Below are 16,004 nucleotides of genomic sequence, written 5' to 3' on the forward strand. Positions count from 1 at the left end.
CCGCCGGACACCTCATGGCCGTACAGTCGTCCCGTCCGTCTCCAACACAGCGCAGAGAGTGGCGAGCAACCGGTGGACGTGCAGAAGAAGCTCGACGAGATCGTCACGGCGGTCTCCAGTGCCCGGTCGATGCCGATGTCGGCCTCGTGCGTGGTCAACCGCGCGGACCTGCTCGCCCTGCTGGAAGAGGTGCGGGCGGCCCTTCCCGACTCCCTCGCCCAGGCCGAGGAACTGATCGGCGGCCGTGAGCAGATGGTCGAGCAGGCCCGCCAGGAGGCCGAGCGGATCATCTCCACCGCGCACGCCGAACGCGGTTCCCTGATCTCCGACACCGAGATCGCCCGCCGCTCCCGGTCCGAGGCGGACCGCATCCTCGACGAGGCCCGCAAGGAGGCCGAGGAGGTCCGCGCGGAGGCCGACGACTACGTCGACTCCAAGCTCGCGAACTTCGAGGTCGTCCTCACCAAGACGCTCGGCTCCGTCGGCCGCGGCCGCGAGAAGCTCCTCGGCACAGGACCCGGCACCGACGAGAACGGCTACAAGGACGAGGACGCCCCCGAGCGCAGCCACGACCCCGAGACCCTGCGCCGGGACGCCGACGCCTACGTCGACACCAAGCTGGGCGCCTTCGAGGCGGTCCTCGCCAAGACCCTGGACGCGGTCGGCCGCGGCCGCCAGAAGCTGCACGGACGCATCGCCACGGACGACCTCGGCCACCTCGCCGACGACGCCACGACGTTCCAGCACTCCTCCGACGCCGACTACCTCGCCGACCTCACGGCTCTCGCCGAGCAGGACGCCGCGGCGGCGCAGCCCGTCCAGCAGTCCTACGAGCAGCAGGAGCCGCAGCCGGCGTACGGCTACCAGCAGCAGGCGGACCCCTACGGCGGCTATCAGCAGCAACAGCAGCAGGGCTACGGCGGGCAGGACGCGTACGGCTACCAGCAGCAGGCGGACCCGTACGCGTACCAGGGCTACGACACCCAGCAGGCCCCCTACGACCCGAACCAGGCCGTGCAGCAGCCCCAGCAGCAGGTGCAGCAGGTGCAGCAGGGCCAGCAGGGCCAGCAGGGGTACGCCCTCGACGAGACCAGTCTCTTCGACACCGGCATGATCAGTGCCGAGCAGCTGCGCGCGTTCGAGCAGGAACGCGGCCTGTAGCACCGGGGCGGCCCGGGAAAGGCCCCGGATTGGGCTGTGGGCGAATGCTCCAGTATCCTGGCTCTTCGGTCGCGTGTACGTCCGCGATCACAGCTGCCCGCAGCACCGTATGAGGGCAGCGTCCCTCGAGCTCAGAAGATCGAAAGCAGGAATGGCCCTGAACGCCCGCCTCGACCACCGCAAGCCTCTCGTGTTCGACACGCACGAGCTGGGGCGGCGTCCTGGTGCGCTTCAGCGCCTGACCCGCGAGTTCGACGCTCCCCAGGATCTCGGGATCCAGGGAGTGATCGGAGTGCCGGAAGGCGCCCCGGTGGAGCTCGAGCTCCGACTCGAGTCGGTCATGGAAGGTGTGCTCGTCACAGGCACCGCCCGTGCACAGGCCGAGGGGGAGTGCGTAAGGTGTCTGGAGCCGCTGGAGCTGGAGCTCGAAGCGGACTTCCAGGAGATGTTCTCGTACCCTGACGCCGATGACCGGGGCCGCCCCAAAGCGGAGCCGGTCGACGACGCCGAGGAAGACGAGGACAGGCTCTTCATCGAGGACGGCTTGTTCGACCTCGAACCCGTGCTGCGTGATGCGGTGGTGCTCGCACTGCCGATGCAGCCGGTGTGCCAGGACGACTGTCTGGGTCTGTGCTCCGAGTGCGGAGCGCGGCTCACGGACGACCCGGACCACCACCACGACGCCACCGACATCCGTTGGGCGGCATTGCAGGGACTCGCCGGTTCACTCGAAGACGGCGAGAAGGACGAGATGAGTGGCGAAGCGCCTCGACCGGCGCGCGCCAACGAGAAGCAGGAGAAGTAGCCGTGGCTGTTCCGAAGCGGAAGATGTCGCGCAGCAACACGCGCCACCGCCGGTCGCAGTGGAAGGCTGCGGTCCCCACCCTGGTTGCGTGCGAGCGCTGCCACGAGCCCAAGCTGCAGCACATCGCGTGCCCGTCTTGCGGCACCTACAACAAGCGCCAGGTCCTCGAGGTCTGAGCGGCTGGTGAGAGGCTCCATGTCTGACGCCAAGGCGGACACGACCGCCAAGAAAAAGGCGGAGAACACGGCCTCGTCCCACACGCTTCTGGAAGGGCGGCTCGGCTATCAGCTCGAGTCCGCCCTTCTGGTGCGTGCGCTGACCCACCGTTCCTTCGCATACGAGAACGGCGGTCTGCCGACGAACGAGCGGCTGGAGTTCCTCGGGGACTCCGTGCTCGGCCTCGTCGTCACGGACACGCTGTACCGCACCCACCCCGACCTGCCCGAAGGCCAGCTGGCCAAGTTGCGGGCCGCGGTGGTCAACTCGCGTGCGCTGGCGGAGGTCGGCCGTGGCCTCGACCTGGGTTCCTTCATCCGGCTCGGCCGGGGTGAAGAGGGCACGGGCGGCCGGGACAAGGCGTCCATCCTCGCCGACACCCTCGAAGCGGTGATCGGCGCGGTCTATCTCGATCAGGGCCTCGACGCGGCCTCCGAACTGGTGCACCGCCTGTTCGACCCGCTGATCGAGAAGTCCTCGAACCTCGGTGCCGGCCTGGACTGGAAGACCAGTCTCCAGGAGCTCACCGCGACCGAAGGCCTCGGCGTCCCCGAGTACCTGGTCACGGAGACCGGCCCCGACCACGAGAAGACCTTCACTGCTGCTGCCCGCGTCGGAGGCGTCTCGTACGGCACCGGCACCGGCCGCAGCAAGAAGGAGGCGGAGCAGCAGGCCGCCGAGTCCGCATGGCGGTCCATCCGGGCCGCGGCGGACGAGCGCGCCAAGGCGGCGAAGGCCGTCGAGGCCGTCCCGGCGGCCGACGGCAGCCCGGACCCGGAGTCCGCCTCCGCCTGACGCACAGCGGAACAGCAGAACAGCAGCAAAGTACGACAGCGGTACGAGACGAGCGCCCGCCCCCGCTGGGAGGCGGGCGCTCCGTACGGGGGATCCCATGCCCGAGTTGCCCGAGGTCGAGGTCGTCCGGCGCGGTCTGGAGCGGTGGGTCGCCCACCGCACGGTCGCCGAGGCCGAGGTGCTGCACCCGCGTGCCGTACGGCGCCATGTCGCCGGCTCCGACGACTTCGCGCACCGGCTCAAGGGCCACCGCATCGGCACGCCCAGCCGCCGGGGCAAGTATCTGTGGCTGCCGCTGGAGGACACGCACCAGGCGATCCTCGCCCACCTCGGCATGAGCGGGCAGCTCCTGGTCCAGCCGCACGGGGCCCCCGACGAGAAGCATCTGCGCCTGCGGGTGCGCTTCGCGGACGCGGTCGACACCGAACTGCGCTTCGTCGACCAGCGCACCTTCGGCGGGCTGTCGCTGCACGACACCACCCCCGACGGTCTTCCGGACGTCATCGCGCACATCGCCCGTGACCCCCTCGATCCGCTGTTCGACGACGAGACGTTCCATCAGGCCCTGCGGCGCAAGCGCACCACCATCAAGCGCGCCCTGCTCGACCAGTCGCTGATCAGCGGGGTCGGCAACATCTACGCGGACGAGGCGCTGTGGCGTGCCCGTCTGCACTACGACCGTCCGACCGCGAACTTCACCCGGCCCCGCACGCTCGAACTCCTGGGCCACGTCCGGGACGTGATGAACGCGGCCCTCGCCGTGGGCGGCACCAGCTTCGACAGCCTGTACGTCAACGTCAACGGCGAGTCGGGCTACTTCGACCGGTCGCTGGACGCGTACGGCCGCGAGGGTCTGCCCTGCAAGCGGTGTGCCACGCCGATGGTCCGGCGCCCGTGGATGAACCGGTCCAGCTACTTCTGCCCGAAGTGTCAGAAGGTGCCGCGCGTCCCGTCGTAGCGCTCGCGGGCGGCCAGCACGTCGTTCATGCGCCCCTCCACGCAGTGGATGAGGGCCAGCAGCCGCTCGGCCACCTCGCGTCCCAGCGGCGTCAGTTCGTAGTCCACGCGGGGCGGGTTGGTCGGCTGGGCCTCGCGGTGCACCAGACCGTCGCGCTCCAGCGCGTGCAGCGTCTGGGACAGCATCTTCTCGCTCACCCCGTCCACCCGGCGGCGCAGCTCGTTGAAGCGCAGGGAACCCTCGTACAGCGCCCCGAGCGTGAGTCCGCCCCAGCGGCCCGTGACGTGCTCCAGCGTGCCGCGCGAGGGGCAGGCCTTGGCGAACACGTTGAACGGGAGGTCCTGCTCCTCCATGCGCTCCTGGGTGATGTTCATACCGCAAGCCTACTCGAAGGCAGCGCTAGCCGACAGGTTGCACTAACCAAAAGTTAGTGCTTTCCTGGGGTTACCGCATTCGACCTGCCCTGTTCGAGGAGTACTGCATGTCCACGCCCGTCATCGCTGTCGCCTACCACTCCGGCTACGGCCACACCGCCGTGCTCGCCGAGGCCGTCCGCGCCGGAGCCGCCGACGCCGGGGCGGAGGTGCGTCTGATCAAGGTCGACGAGATCACCGAGGAGCAGTGGACACTGCTCGACGGCTCGGACGCGATCGTCTTCGGCTCGCCCACCTACATGGGGACCGCGTCCGCCGCCTTCCACGCCTTCGCCGAGGCGACCTCCGCGCGCTGGGCCACCCAGGCGTGGAAGGACAAGCTCGCCGCCGGGTTCACCAACAGCGGCTCCAAGAGCGGCGACAAGCTGCACACGCTCCAGTTCTTCCAGATCCTCGCCGCGCAGCTCGGCATGCACTGGGTCAACCTCGGCCTGCTGCCCGGCTGGAACAGCAGCACCGCCTCCGAGCACGACCTCAACCGCCTCGGCGTCTTCCTGGGCGCGGCCGCGCAGACCAACGTCGACGAGGGCCCGGAGGCCGTCCACAAGGCGGACGTGGCCACCGCGGAGCACCTTGGCCGCCGGGTCGCCGAAACCGCGCGGGTCTTCCTGGCCGGCCGCGCCCCGGCCGCCTGATCGTTCCCTGCGGAATCCGTAATCCGGAATCCGCCGCCCGGTCCCCGGGGGGCCAGACCGCCGGCACCCGAACGGGGGTCGTCCGGCTGCGGGAGCGTGAGTGGCCGAAGAAGTGACGGGCCGGGTCTCTGACCTGCGGCCGTGCATTCGGTCAACGCTGCGACCTGCGACTTAGCCGTCCATGGTTGTCAGCGTTGGTCGTCATTGTGCACCCCCGTACGGCCCAGAGACGGCCCGAGCGGGGGTGTACACGGCCGTCCACGATCGGCACATCCCCCCGGACTGGTTTTGCCGCCCGCTTCAAGGGCACACGGCCAGTGACACTCCGCGGAGGTACTGAGATGAGCGCCGGAGAACGGGCCAAGGCGAAGGTCGAACAGGTGGTCGGAAAGACTGTGCGGAAGGCGGCCCACGCTGTGCACAAAGGAACCCTCGAAGCGAAGGGCGCCGCTCTCGAAGCACGGGGCATGATGCGCGGCGCGAAAGAACGGTCCAAAGGCTCCCTCAAGCACTGACAGGTCGCTGCTGTACCGCACGGAGGGCCTGGCCACGGTGGTCAGGTCCTCGGCGTGTGTCCGGTCCGATTGCCTACAAGCGTGACGGGAGTCCCTCGTCCTGGCCGGCTGGGCGGACGGCCATGGCGACAGCAGCCGAGAGGGCGAGAGGACGCGCCCCGCTGTGGCTGGACGTCGAGGATCTTCGTCGGCACACATCACACTGCTGCTCCGAGGACACTTCGGAGGAAGATCGTGAGCAGTGCGGGCGCATCCGCTTCCGGGCGTGAGCAGCGCTCCACAAGCACGGACTGAGTCGCTGACTGTTGCCGACGGACAGTCTAGAAACCGTCGTGGCAGCGACGTCACCGTGGGTTCAAATCCCACACCCACCGCGTGGAGAGCGGTAGAACGGCCCCTGATCAGGCAAATCGGTCGGGGGCCGTTCTCACGCGCGCTGTCCGTCAAACAGCGTGTTTCCCGTCGGTCACCGGTCGACCGGGCACGGGAGGGGCACGCTGGATGAGCCTGATGACCAGGGCGTGCACGTGTGTCGGGCTCCGCATCATCGCCGCCTCAGGCCCCGTTTGCTTCCTGATCTGGGCGAACGCTGCCGAGGTCAACCATCTTGGCGGTGATCACTGCAAGGGCGTCCTGGAGTCGGCGGACGGCATCCTCCGCATCCTTGTATTCCTCAGGGCTGGGGAGGACGGTGCCGAAGCTGCCGCCAACGTCCGCTGGCAGGGAGCGCCAGCGCAGGACCGGCTCAAGTGCATGGAGAGCGCTGGAGAGAAACCAGGCCAGACGGCCGTGAGTACGCGCGAGGGAGATGGCCAGGACGGCGAGGGTTTCCCGCAGGTGTTCGAGCCGCTTGATCTGCGGCAAGTCCTCCTGCACGTTCGGCGGGCCGACAGCGTCGCGCAGGCCGGATTCGGTCTCAAGGGCGAGTACGCGGTCGTTCGGCTCCAGTTTCCACACCTGGTTCTGGATCTGCTGCTCAGCTTCTTCGGTCAGCGCTGCGACGATCCTGCGCATGTCCATGCGGATCATCATAAGGAACGGGCTTGGGCGTGGTGCATTCCAGTGGACGCCAGCTGCCTGCAGGGGGCGCAACCTAGACCTCTCACCACCTCCCAGCTGCCATCCCGTCTGCCGTCGACCCACACACCGTGGAGCGGGCGTGGTTCAGGGTCAAGGTGGAGCGCGCCACTGTACGAACGACCTTGACGGCTTGGGCCGCGTCTGCTCGGCTCTGCCTGGGTCGATGGCAGACGGGAGGGGAGCCTCCCCGCGCCCGCCCTCTACGGGCCGGCACGCACGGACGGTGCCCCCGCCGTCCTGGAGCCTGAGCGCCCCCGCCGGAGGCAGGTGTCCTTGCCCGTGCCGGGTGGGCGAGCCGTGTAGCTGCCCTCTTGTAGCCCCGGCATGTATTTCGCCCCCTTGCGGGCGCGGGCGTCGACGGCGGACGCCCCTTCCAGGGGCAGTCTGAGGTGTCTGACCTGCGGTTATCTCAGTAACCGAAGTCCTGCGTCCACCAAGGGCCGCCCGAGCCCAGGTGGACGCCCACGCCCAGCGTCTTGAAGTCGCAGTTCAGGATGTTCGCCTTGTGGCCGGGGCTGTTCATCCAGGCTTCCATGACCGCGGCCGCGTCGGCCTGGCCGCGGGCTATGTTCTCGCCGCCGAGGTCGGATATCCCGGCCTTCGCGGCCCGGTCCCACGGGGTGGCCCCGTCCGGGTCGGTGTGGTCGAAGAAGCCGCGGGCGGCCATGTCGTCGCTGAACTCCTCGGCGAGCTCCGACAGTGCGCTGTTGGCGGAGACGGCGCTGCACCCGACCTTGGCCCGCTCCTCGTTGACCAGCTTCAGCACCTCGGCCGCGGCCTGCGCCTCGGCCGAGACCGTCACCGGGGACTCGGGCTTCTGCGGCGCCTTGGTGGCCGTCTTCGACTGGGACGGCGTGGTCTTCGGCTTCTTCGAAGGCGTGGCCTGCGGATCCTTCGTGGCCGTCTCGGTCGGCGACGCCGACGCGGTGGAGGCGGAAGGGGAGGGCGTCGCGGAGGCGGAGGGCGAGGCGGACCGGCCGGCGTCGCGGCTGGTCGACGTACCACCGCGTTCGGCGTCGGCGGAGCCGGACGTGCCGCCCTGCCCGGAGGCCGAGTTGGTCGGGGAGTCGGCGGCCTGCACGTTGTCGGACGAGCCGCTGCCGCCGCCGAGCTGGTAGTTGTCGAGACCGGGCACCACGCCCGTGGCCACCGCGACGGTGCCGATGGCGACCGCCGCGGAGACGCCCAGCAGGCCCGTCTTGACCGGCGTGGCGACCTTGCGCTTGCGACGGCGGCCGGCCGCGGTCCGGTTCGCGCCGGTCCGCAGGTCACCGTCGTCGGGCCGGAAGCCGTCCGACGCGAAGGCCGCGGTGTCGGCGTGGGCGTACTCGTCACCGGTGGCGAACAGGTACTCCCGGCTCCGGGCGACGGAGTCGGCGTACGCCTCCGGGTTCAGATACGGCGCGATGCCCATCGTGGGGCGCTCGTCGGCGTACGGGTCCTGCGGGGTGTGGCTGTCCGCGTACGAGCCGTGCGTCTGTGTGACCCCCGTGGCGCGGCTCGTGGCGGCGCGGCCGGCGGCGGAGCGTCGGTGGCGTCCCATGTCCTTGCCTCTCGTCCGAGCGGTGTTCCCAACGGTCGGCCGAAGTGCTGGGGCGACGTGCGCCTCCTGAGCCCTCTGGTCAACCTGACTCACCCGATCGAGTGAGTTTCATATGAGAATCATTGGGTCGGGACGGTACCGCATGGCTCTGGAGGAGGAAGTGCCCGGAGCGACTTTGCCCGGTTAGGTTGCACCCATGAACGAGGATGTACGGCTGGTCGCCTGGGTGCGCGGACACGTCCAAGGAGTGGGTTTCCGCTGGTTCACCCGGGCCAAGGCGCTGGAGATCGGCGGCCTGAGTGGCTTTGCTCTCAATTTGGCCGACGGGCGGGTCCAGGTCGTCGCGGAGGGGGCCCGGGAGGGCTGCGAGGGACTGCTCGGGTGGCTCCTGGGTGACGACACGCCCGGGCGGGTGGACGGCGTCACCGAGATATGGGACACACCGCGCGGCGGCTACGACGGCTTCGCGATCCGCTGAGGAATCCGCTCGGAGCGGCCCGGGACGGACGCCGGTATGTGCCAACGGCACCTGCCCACAGGAAAAGGGGCAGGTGGTTGCCGAGAATCGCTTGCAGTGGGACGCTCCGCACGCCAGGATGATCGCCACGCCCCGAGGGCCCCGCAGGAGTCGCAGCGCCGCCGTTCAGGCCGCGCGCCGCCGGGATGCCCGCCAATACGGGGCGTGATCGTGTTGACCGTCAAACTTTTTGGTGAGACGCTGAAAGCACCCCGCGCACCTCAGCTGTTTGGCATGGATGAACGGCAACATCACCGAGATCCTGGCAAGCACCGCGGGTGCGAATCCCTCACGACCCACACCGCTTCGGTCGGTCACTCATTGTGGAGGACCATCCATCATGGCAAAGGCGCTTCTCGGTTACGTCGGCGGCTCCGACCCGCGACTCCTCGCCGAGATGCGACGGCTCCAGCAGCGTGTACAGGATCTGGAATCCGAGCTCGGACGGATCCAGGCCGAGAACGACGCGCTGACGGCTGCCGCTTCTCACGAATCGCTTCTGGAGAGCATCGACGCACGCCAGGCGGAGCCTGCGCTCACCTGATCGCTGCACCGCTGCACAACGGCACACGCAGGGGTCGGGCGGCACATCTCACCGCGTCGGACCGCTAGGTTGTCAGAGTTTGCAAGGGACGCTTCGGCGTCCCTTCTTTCTTTCCCCCGCCCCGTCTTCCCCGCCGTCGTCCCGCTCGCCCTTTTGCTTTCCCCGCGCACCCTTTCAGTCTCTTAACGTGTGGTGTGCCCTGCGCGTTCACGGGTGAAACCGCGGGTTCATGGAGTGAGACACCCCCGGAAGGTAGAGTCCAGCGCCGTGCACCTCAAGGCCCTGACCCTCCGGGGGTTCAAGTCGTTCGCATCGGCGACCACGCTCCGGTTCGAACCGGGGATCACGTGTGTCGTCGGCCCCAACGGCTCGGGCAAGTCCAACGTCGTCGACGCCCTCAGCTGGGTCATGGGCGAGCAGGGCGCCAAGTCGCTGCGCGGCGGCAAGATGGAGGACGTCATCTTCGCCGGCACCACCGGCCGCCCCCCACTGGGCCGCGCCGAGGTGTCCCTGACCATCGACAACTCCGACGGCGCGCTGCCCATCGAGTACGCCGAGGTCACCATCACGCGGATCATGTTCCGCAACGGCGGCAGCGAGTACCAGATCAACGGGGACACCTGCCGGCTCCTCGACATCCAGGACCTGCTGTCCGACTCCGGCATCGGCCGCGAGATGCACGTCATCGTCGGCCAGGGCCAGCTCGACTCCGTCCTGCACGCCGACCCCATGGGCCGCCGCGCCTTCATCGAGGAGGCCGCGGGCGTCCTCAAGCACCGCAAGCGCAAGGAGAAGGCGCTCAGGAAACTCGACGCGATGCAGGCCAACCTCGCGCGCGTGCAGGACCTGACCGACGAACTCCGGCGTCAGCTCAAGCCCCTCGGCCGCCAGGCCGCCGTCGCCCGCCGCGCCGCCGTCATCCAGGCCGACCTGCGCGACGCCCGCCTGCGCCTGCTCGCCGACGACCTCGTACGGCTGAGGGAGGCGCTGCAGACGGAGGTCGCCGACGAGGCCGCCCTCAAGGAGCGCAAGGAAGCCACCGAGCAGGAACTGCGCAAGGCACTGCAGCGGGAGGGCCTGCTGGAGGACGAGGTCCGCCGGCTGGCGCCGCGCCTCCAGCGCGCCCAGCAGACCTGGTACGAGCTGTCCCAGCTCGCCGAACGCGTCCGCGGCACGATCTCGCTCGCCGACGCGCGGGTGAAGAGCGCCACCTCCGCGCCGCCCGAGGAGCGCCGTGGCCGCGATCCCGAGGACATGGAACGCGAGGCCGCCCGCGTCCGGGAGCAGGAGGCCGAGCTGGAGGCCGCCCTCGAAGCGGCCCGGAACGCGCTCGACGACACCGTGGCCCACCGGGCCGACCTGGAGCGGGAGCTCGCCGTCGAGGAACGGCGGCTGAAGGACGTCGCCCGGGCCATCGCCGACCGCCGTGAGGGACTGGCCCGGCTGAACGGCCAGGTCAACGCGGCGCGTTCGCGTGCCGCCTCCGCCCGGGCCGAGATCGACCGGCTCGCCGCCGCCCGCGACGAGGCCCAGGAGCGGGCCGTCGCCGCGCAGGAGGAGTACGAGGAGCTCAAGGCGGAGGTCGACGGCCTCGACGCCGGTGACCAGGAGCTCGCGGAGCAGCACGAGACGGCCAGGCAGCGGCTCGCCGAGGCGGAGGCAGCTCTCACCGCGGCCCGCGAGGCGGTCACGGGGGCCGAGCGCAGACGCGCCGCGACCCAGGCCCGCCACGAGGCCCTGGCGATGGGCCTGCGCCGCAAGGACGGCACGGGCGCGCTGCTCGGCGCGCGGGACCGGCTGAGCGGACTGCTGGGGCTGGCGGCCGGCCTGCTGACGGTGACGCCGGGGTACGAGGTCCCGCTCGCGGCGGCCTTCGGAGCGGCGGCGGACGCCCTCGCGGTGACCACTCCGTCCGCGGCCGCCGAGGCCATCCGCCTGCTGCGCAAGCAGGACGGGGGCCGGGCCGCGCTGTTGGTCGGCGGCGCCCCGGACGACGCGCCCGAGGAGCCGCGCGGGAGCGAAGGGCCGCGGTACGCCGCCGACCTCGTGCGAGGCCCCGCCGATCTGCTGCCCGCCGTCCGGCGTCTCCTGCGAGGCATCGTCGTCGTCGGCACGCTGGAGGACGCCGAGGACGTCGTCTACGCCAGGCCCGATCTCACCGCCGTCACCGCCGAGGGCGACCTGCTGGGGGCGCACTTTGCGCACGGCGGTTCCGCCGGGGCGCCCAGTCTGCTGGAGGTGCAGGCCTCCGTCGACGAGGCCGCGGCCGAGCTCGAGGAGCTGGCCGTGCGGTGCGAGGAGCTGACCCGGGAGCAGCTCGCGGCGGGGGAGCGGCGCAAGGAGTGCGCCGCGCTCGTCGAGGAGTCGGGGGAGCGGCGCCGGGCCGCCGACCGGGAGAAGTCGGCCGTGGCCCAGCAGCTCGGGCGGCTCGCGGGACAGGCGCGGGGCGCCGCCGGTGAGGCCGAACGCTCCACGGCGGCCGCGGCGCGGGCGCAGGAGGCGCTGGACCGGGCCGTCGAGGAGGCCGAGGAACTGGCCGAACGGCTGGCCGTCGCCGAGGAGATGCCGGTCGAGGAGGAGCCCGACACCTCCGCGCGCGACCGGCTCGCCGCGGACGGGGCCAACGCCCGGCAGACCGAGATGGAGGCGCGGCTCCAGGTCCGTACGCACGAGGAGCGGGTGAAGGGGCTGGCCGGGCGGGCCGACTCGCTGGACCGGGCCGCGCGGGTGGAACGCGAGGCACGCGCGCGTGCCGAGCAGCGGCGGGCGCGGCTGCGGCACGAGGCCGCCGTCGCGGAGGCCGTCGCCTCCGGTGCGCGCCAGCTGCTCGCCCATGTCGAGGTGTCCCTCGGGCGGGCCGAGGCGGAGCGGGTCGCCGCCGACGCCGCCAAGGCGCGGCGCGAACAGGAACTGGCCGGCGCCCGCACCGCGGGGCGCGACCTCAAGGCCGAGCTGGACAAGCTGACGGACTCGGTCCACCGGGGCGAGGTGCTCGGCGCCGAGAAGCGGATGCGGATCGAGCAGCTGGAGACCAAGGCGCTGGAGGAGCTGGGGGTGGAGCCCGCGGGGCTCGTCTCCGAGTACGGGCCCCACCAGCCGGTGCCGCCCTCGCCGCCCGCCGAGGGCGAGGTGCTGCCGGAGGACCCCGAGGACCCGCGCAACCTGCCGAGACGTTTCCTGCGGGCCGAGCAGGAGAAGCGGCTGAGGGCGGCCGAACGCGCCTACCAGCAGCTGGGCAAGGTGAACCCGCTCGCCCTGGAGGAGTTCTCCGCGCTGGAGGAGCGGCACAAGTTCCTCAGCGAGCAGCTGGAGGACCTCAAGAAGACCCGCGCCGATCTCCTTCAGGTCGTGAAGGAGGTCGACGAGCGGGTGGAGCAGGTCTTCACCGAGGCGTTCCGGGACACGGCACGGCAGTTCGAGGGCGTGTTCAGCCGGCTCTTCCCGGGAGGCGAGGGACGGCTGATCCTGACCGACCCCGACAACATGCTGACCACGGGCGTCGACGTCGAGGCCCGGCCGCCCGGCAAGAAGGTCAAGCGGCTCAGCCTGCTCTCCGGCGGCGAGCGGTCGCTGACCGCCGTCGCCATGCTGGTGTCGATCTTCAAGGCCCGGCCCAGCCCGTTCTACGTCATGGACGAGGTCGAGGCCGCGCTCGACGACACCAACCTCCAGCGGCTGATCCGGATCATGCAGGAGCTCCAGGAGTCCTCGCAGCTGATCGTGATCACGCACCAGAAGCGCACGATGGAGGTCGCCGACGCGCTGTACGGCGTGTCCATGCAGGGCGACGGTGTGTCCAAGGTCATCAGCCAGCGCCTGCGCTGAACGGCCCGTGACGGGGTACTAGGCATCAAGCCCCGAGCCTCTCTTCAAGAATTGAACACATCTCCTCGAAGTGTGTGCGGAAACGTCACACTCACCCCCTCTTGACTTCGAAACTTGAAGGCATAGTCTCGGCACCGTTGCTTTTACCTTCAGGTACCACCTATCTGGAGGTGTTGATCCCGTCGGCGGCGTTGCCGGCGGCCCGAGGAGTTGAACGTGACCAGCACAGAGCAGGCACAAAAGTCAGGAGCCGGGACGGCTCACCCCGATCATCTCGGGCACGTCATCTTCATCGCGGCGGCGGCCGCGATGGGCGGCTTCCTCTTCGGCTACGACAGCTCCGTGATCAACGGCGCCGTCGAGGCCATCCGGGACCGCTACGACGTCGGCTCCGCGGCCCTGGCGCAGGTCATCGCCATCGCCCTGATCGGCTGCGCCGTCGGCGCCGCGACCGCCGGCCGCATCGCCGACCGCATCGGCCGCATCCGGGTCATGCAGATCGCCGCCGTGCTGTTCACCGTCAGCGCCGTCGGCTCCGCCCTGCCCTTCGCGCTGTGGGACTTCGCCGCGTGGCGGGTCGTCGGCGGCTTCGCCATCGGCATGGCCTCCGTCATCGGCCCCGCCTACATCGCGGAGGTCGCCCCGCCCGCCTACCGCGGCCGCCTCGGGTCCTTCCAGCAGGCCGCGATCGTCATCGGCATCGCGATCTCGCAGCTGGTCAACTGGGGTCTGCTGAACGCCGCCGGCGGCGACCAGCGCGGCAAGCTCATGGGCCTGGAGGCCTGGCAGGTCATGCTGGGCGTCATGGTGGTCCCGGCCGTCCTGTACGGCCTGCTCTCCTTCGCCATCCCCGAGTCCCCGCGCTTCCTGATCTCCGTCGGCAAGCACGACCGGGCCCGCGACATCCTCGAAGAGGTCGAGGGCAAGAAGATCGACCTGGACGCCCGCGTCGCCGAGATCGAGCACGGCATGAAGAGCGAGCACAAGTCCACCTTCAAGGACCTGCTCGGCGGATCCTTCTTCTTCAAGCCGATCGTCTGGGTCGGCATCGGCCTGTCGGTCTTCCAGCAGTTCGTCGGCATCAACGTCGCGTTCTACTACTCCTCGACGCTGTGGCAGTCGGTCGGCGTCGACCCGACGGACTCGTTCTTCTACTCCTTCACGACGTCGATCATCAACATCATCGGCACCGTGATCGCGATGATCTTCGTGGACCGCGTCGGCCGCAAGCCGCTGGCCCTCATCGGCTCCGTCGGCATGGTCATCGGCCTCGGGCTGGAGGCCTGGGCGTTCTCCTTCGACCTGGTCGACGGCAAGCTGCCGGCCACCCAGGGCTGGATCGCCCTGATCGCCGCCCACGTGTTCGTCCTGTTCTTCGCCCTGTCCTGGGGTGTGGTGGTCTGGGTCTTCCTCGGCGAGATGTTCCCCAACCGGATCCGTGCCGCCGCCCTCGGCGTGGCCGCCTCCGCTCAGTGGATCGCCAACTGGGCCATCACCGCGAGCTTCCCGTCGCTGGCCGACTGGAACCTCTCCGCGACCTACGTGATCTACACGCTCTTCGCCGCGCTCTCCATCCCGTTCGTCCTGAAGTACGTCAAGGAGACGAAGGGCAAGGCGCTGGAGGAGATGGGCTGAGCCTCCGAGAGGCCCCTGAACTCGAGGAGCCGGGCCCATCCCCCGCTGCCCGCTCCTCGATACCCGTAGGACGTGCTGCCCCGGCTCACCTGGCGAGCCGGGGCAGCACGCTCTCGCAGAACAGCCGCAGCGCGCGCCACCCCTCCGCCGTCGGCATCCCGCCGGCCAGCGGATGCAGGACGAGGTTGTCGAGGCCCTGCGCCACGCACTCGTCCGGCGTGAGGATCCGGTAGACCCCCTCGTCGCGGAGCTCCCGGACGCTGCCCGCCGCCGACCGCACCGCCGAGCGGATGTCGGCGGACTGCCAGGAGGCGTACGTCCGCGCCTCGTGCAGGAAGTGTTCGCCGTACTCGGCCCACGCCCGGTCCGGATCCTCGGCGATGTGCAGCAGCGGGGTCTCGGCGGCCGGCATCATCGTCCAGCCCTCCGTCCCGTACTCCACGAGCCGCTCCTTGTAGTACGCCTCCAGCTCCGGCAGGTGCGCGCTGGGGAAGAACGGCAGACCGAGCCGGGCGGCCCGGCGGGCGGCGGCCTTCGAGGAGCCGCCGACCAGCAGCAGGGGGTGCGGTGCGGAGGACGGGCGCGGGGTGACCCGTACCGTGCGTCCCCGGTACTCGAACTCCTCGCCGGTCCAGGCCTTGAGCAGGGTGTCGAGCAGCTCGTCCTGGAGCCGCCCGCGCCGCTTCCAGTCCACCCCCGCCCGGGCGTACTCCTCGGGCCGGTACCCGATCCCGGCGACCGTGACCAGCCGTCCGCCGCTCAGCAGGTCGAGCACCGCGATGTCCTCGGCCAGCCGCAGCGGATCGTGCAGCGGGCCGATCACCGCCGACACCGTGACCGCGAGCCGCCGGGTGGCGCCGAGCACGGCGCCCGCGAAGGCGAACGGCGAGGGCAGCCAGTTGTTCTCGGCTCCGTGGTGCTCCTCGGTCTGCACGGTCGTGACCCCGCACTCGTCGGCGTACGCGGCCATTTCCAGAGCGGCCCGGTAGCGCACACCGAGCTCGGCAGGGGTCGCGCCGGGAGCGACGAGGTTGAAACGGACGACGGTGACGGGCATGGGAGGCCCCCTTCGGCGGATGTGGGGGGACCGTAGCTGACGATGTGTCAGATGGCCATGGGCCGGGACGGTCCGAGCACGCGCGCCGGGGCGCCACCCGGGCCCGCGCCACGCGTGCCGGGCCGTCACCTGCCCCGCCCTGTCGGCCGGCCCGCAGGGCAGGCGGCGCGGCCGGGCGGCGCCGCCCTCCCCGGCTCGGACGCGCCGCCCCCGGCTCGGGCGCTTAGCTCTTCGGCTCGGACGCGTAGCCCCCCGGCTCGGCCCCGACGAACCGCGATGGGGCG

The 16,004-nt window shown here is 70.5% G+C and carries 15 protein-coding genes; 11 read left to right on the forward strand and 4 right to left on the reverse strand.

Going from position 1 to position 16,004, the window contains the following annotated elements; translation table 11 throughout:
- The first annotated feature begins 72 nt into the window (after nucleotides 1-72).
- The 5 genes from J2X68_RS21435 to mutM all read left to right on the forward strand — a co-directional run bounded on the left by J2X68_RS21435 (nucleotide 73) and on the right by mutM (nucleotide 3,935).
- Entirely contained in the window at nucleotides 73-1,161 is a 1,089-nt protein-coding gene (locus J2X68_RS21435; protein WP_310434143.1) for an ATP synthase F0 subunit B, read from the forward strand.
- Nucleotides 1,162-1,312: 151 nt separating this feature from the next.
- Nucleotides 1,313-1,966, forward strand: coding sequence for a YceD family protein (locus J2X68_RS21440; RefSeq protein WP_310434144.1), 654 nt, complete (start codon nucleotides 1,313-1,315; stop codon nucleotides 1,964-1,966).
- A 2-nt stretch (nucleotides 1,967-1,968) separates the two neighbouring features.
- On the forward strand, nucleotides 1,969-2,142 hold the full coding sequence (rpmF, locus tag J2X68_RS21445) for a 50S ribosomal protein L32 (RefSeq protein ID WP_007493396.1): 174 nt from the start codon (nucleotides 1,969-1,971) through the stop codon (nucleotides 2,140-2,142).
- A 19-nt stretch (nucleotides 2,143-2,161) separates the two neighbouring features.
- A complete protein-coding gene (gene rnc / locus J2X68_RS21450; protein WP_399040469.1) occupies nucleotides 2,162-2,977 on the forward strand; it encodes a ribonuclease III in 816 nt (271 codons plus the stop codon).
- A gap of 97 nt (nucleotides 2,978-3,074) precedes the next feature.
- Nucleotides 3,075-3,935, forward strand: coding sequence for a bifunctional DNA-formamidopyrimidine glycosylase/DNA-(apurinic or apyrimidinic site) lyase (mutM, locus tag J2X68_RS21455; protein ID WP_310434145.1), 861 nt, complete (start codon nucleotides 3,075-3,077; stop codon nucleotides 3,933-3,935).
- Here mutM and J2X68_RS21460 read toward each other — a convergent pair.
- Complete coding sequence (locus tag J2X68_RS21460) at nucleotides 3,908-4,309, reverse strand: helix-turn-helix domain-containing protein (RefSeq protein WP_310434146.1); 402 nt, start codon at nucleotides 4,307-4,309, stop codon at nucleotides 3,908-3,910. The genes mutM and J2X68_RS21460 overlap by 28 nt on opposite strands.
- Nucleotides 4,310-4,416: 107 nt before the next feature.
- On the opposite strand from J2X68_RS21460, the gene J2X68_RS21465 reads away from it, so the two are divergent.
- Together J2X68_RS21465 and J2X68_RS21470 are read left to right on the forward strand one after the other, a co-directional pair.
- Entirely contained in the window at nucleotides 4,417-5,004 is a 588-nt protein-coding gene (locus J2X68_RS21465; protein WP_310434147.1) for a flavodoxin family protein, read from the forward strand.
- Nucleotides 5,005-5,345: 341 nt separating this feature from the next.
- Nucleotides 5,346-5,519, forward strand: a complete 174-nt coding sequence (locus J2X68_RS21470) for a hypothetical protein (RefSeq protein ID WP_310434148.1) — start codon at nucleotides 5,346-5,348, stop codon at nucleotides 5,517-5,519.
- 555 nt (nucleotides 5,520-6,074) lie between these two features.
- On the opposite strand, the gene J2X68_RS21475 is transcribed toward J2X68_RS21470, so the two are convergent.
- Nucleotides 6,075-6,539, reverse strand: a complete 465-nt coding sequence (locus tag J2X68_RS21475; RefSeq protein WP_310434149.1) for a hypothetical protein — start codon at nucleotides 6,537-6,539, stop codon at nucleotides 6,075-6,077.
- Nucleotides 6,540-7,008: 469 nt separating this feature from the next.
- Complete coding sequence (locus tag J2X68_RS21480; RefSeq protein ID WP_310434150.1) at nucleotides 7,009-8,142, reverse strand: CAP domain-containing protein; 1,134 nt, start codon at nucleotides 8,140-8,142, stop codon at nucleotides 7,009-7,011.
- Between the two features lie 196 nt (nucleotides 8,143-8,338).
- On the opposite strand from J2X68_RS21480, the gene J2X68_RS21485 reads away from it, so the two are divergent.
- The 4 genes from J2X68_RS21485 to J2X68_RS21500 all read left to right on the forward strand — a co-directional run bounded on the left by J2X68_RS21485 (nucleotide 8,339) and on the right by J2X68_RS21500 (nucleotide 14,663).
- A complete protein-coding gene (locus tag J2X68_RS21485; protein ID WP_020128724.1) occupies nucleotides 8,339-8,620 on the forward strand; it encodes an acylphosphatase in 282 nt (93 codons plus the stop codon).
- Nucleotides 8,621-8,999: 379 nt separating this feature from the next.
- The gene (locus J2X68_RS21490; protein WP_020128723.1) at nucleotides 9,000-9,203 is read left to right on the forward strand and encodes a hypothetical protein; all 204 of its coding nucleotides are present in this window, start codon (nucleotides 9,000-9,002) and stop codon (nucleotides 9,201-9,203) included.
- A gap of 267 nt (nucleotides 9,204-9,470) precedes the next feature.
- Nucleotides 9,471-13,028: a chromosome segregation protein SMC gene (gene smc / locus J2X68_RS21495; protein ID WP_310434151.1), complete on the forward strand. Its 3,558-nt coding sequence runs from the start codon at nucleotides 9,471-9,473 to the stop codon at nucleotides 13,026-13,028.
- 216 nt (nucleotides 13,029-13,244) lie between these two features.
- On the forward strand, nucleotides 13,245-14,663 hold the full coding sequence (locus tag J2X68_RS21500) for a sugar porter family MFS transporter (protein ID WP_310434152.1): 1,419 nt from the start codon (nucleotides 13,245-13,247) through the stop codon (nucleotides 14,661-14,663).
- An 85-nt stretch (nucleotides 14,664-14,748) separates the two neighbouring features.
- Here J2X68_RS21500 and J2X68_RS21505 read toward each other — a convergent pair whose 3' ends face one another.
- Nucleotides 14,749-15,720: an LLM class flavin-dependent oxidoreductase gene (locus J2X68_RS21505; RefSeq protein WP_310434153.1), complete on the reverse strand. Its 972-nt coding sequence runs from the start codon at nucleotides 15,718-15,720 to the stop codon at nucleotides 14,749-14,751.
- Nucleotides 15,721-16,004: the final 284 nt, after the last annotated feature.

This window comes from Streptomyces sp. 3330, from assembly GCF_031456635.1.
Lineage (GTDB): Bacteria > Actinomycetota > Actinomycetes > Streptomycetales > Streptomycetaceae > Streptomyces.

Excerpts from the sequence above, each read along its gene's own strand:
- J2X68_RS21440 (WP_310434144.1), top strand. The coding sequence starts at position 1,313 with ATGGCCCTGAACGCCCGCCTCGACCACCGCAAGCCTCTCGTGTTCGAC.
- rnc (WP_399040469.1), top strand. The coding sequence starts at position 2,162 with ATGTCTGACGCCAAGGCGGACACGACCGCCAAGAAAAAGGCGGAGAAC.
- mutM (WP_310434145.1), top strand. The coding sequence starts at position 3,075 with ATGCCCGAGTTGCCCGAGGTCGAGGTCGTCCGGCGCGGTCTGGAGCGG.
- J2X68_RS21460 (WP_310434146.1), bottom strand. The coding sequence starts at position 4,309 with ATGAACATCACCCAGGAGCGCATGGAGGAGCAGGACCTCCCGTTCAAC.
- J2X68_RS21465 (WP_310434147.1), top strand. The coding sequence starts at position 4,417 with ATGTCCACGCCCGTCATCGCTGTCGCCTACCACTCCGGCTACGGCCAC.
- J2X68_RS21470 (WP_310434148.1), top strand. The coding sequence starts at position 5,346 with ATGAGCGCCGGAGAACGGGCCAAGGCGAAGGTCGAACAGGTGGTCGGA.
- J2X68_RS21475 (WP_310434149.1), bottom strand. The coding sequence starts at position 6,539 with ATGGACATGCGCAGGATCGTCGCAGCGCTGACCGAAGAAGCTGAGCAG.
- J2X68_RS21480 (WP_310434150.1), bottom strand. The coding sequence starts at position 8,142 with ATGGGACGCCACCGACGCTCCGCCGCCGGCCGCGCCGCCACGAGCCGC.
- J2X68_RS21485 (WP_020128724.1), top strand. The coding sequence starts at position 8,339 with ATGAACGAGGATGTACGGCTGGTCGCCTGGGTGCGCGGACACGTCCAA.
- J2X68_RS21490 (WP_020128723.1), top strand. The coding sequence starts at position 9,000 with ATGGCAAAGGCGCTTCTCGGTTACGTCGGCGGCTCCGACCCGCGACTC.
- J2X68_RS21505 (WP_310434153.1), bottom strand. The coding sequence starts at position 15,720 with ATGCCCGTCACCGTCGTCCGTTTCAACCTCGTCGCTCCCGGCGCGACC.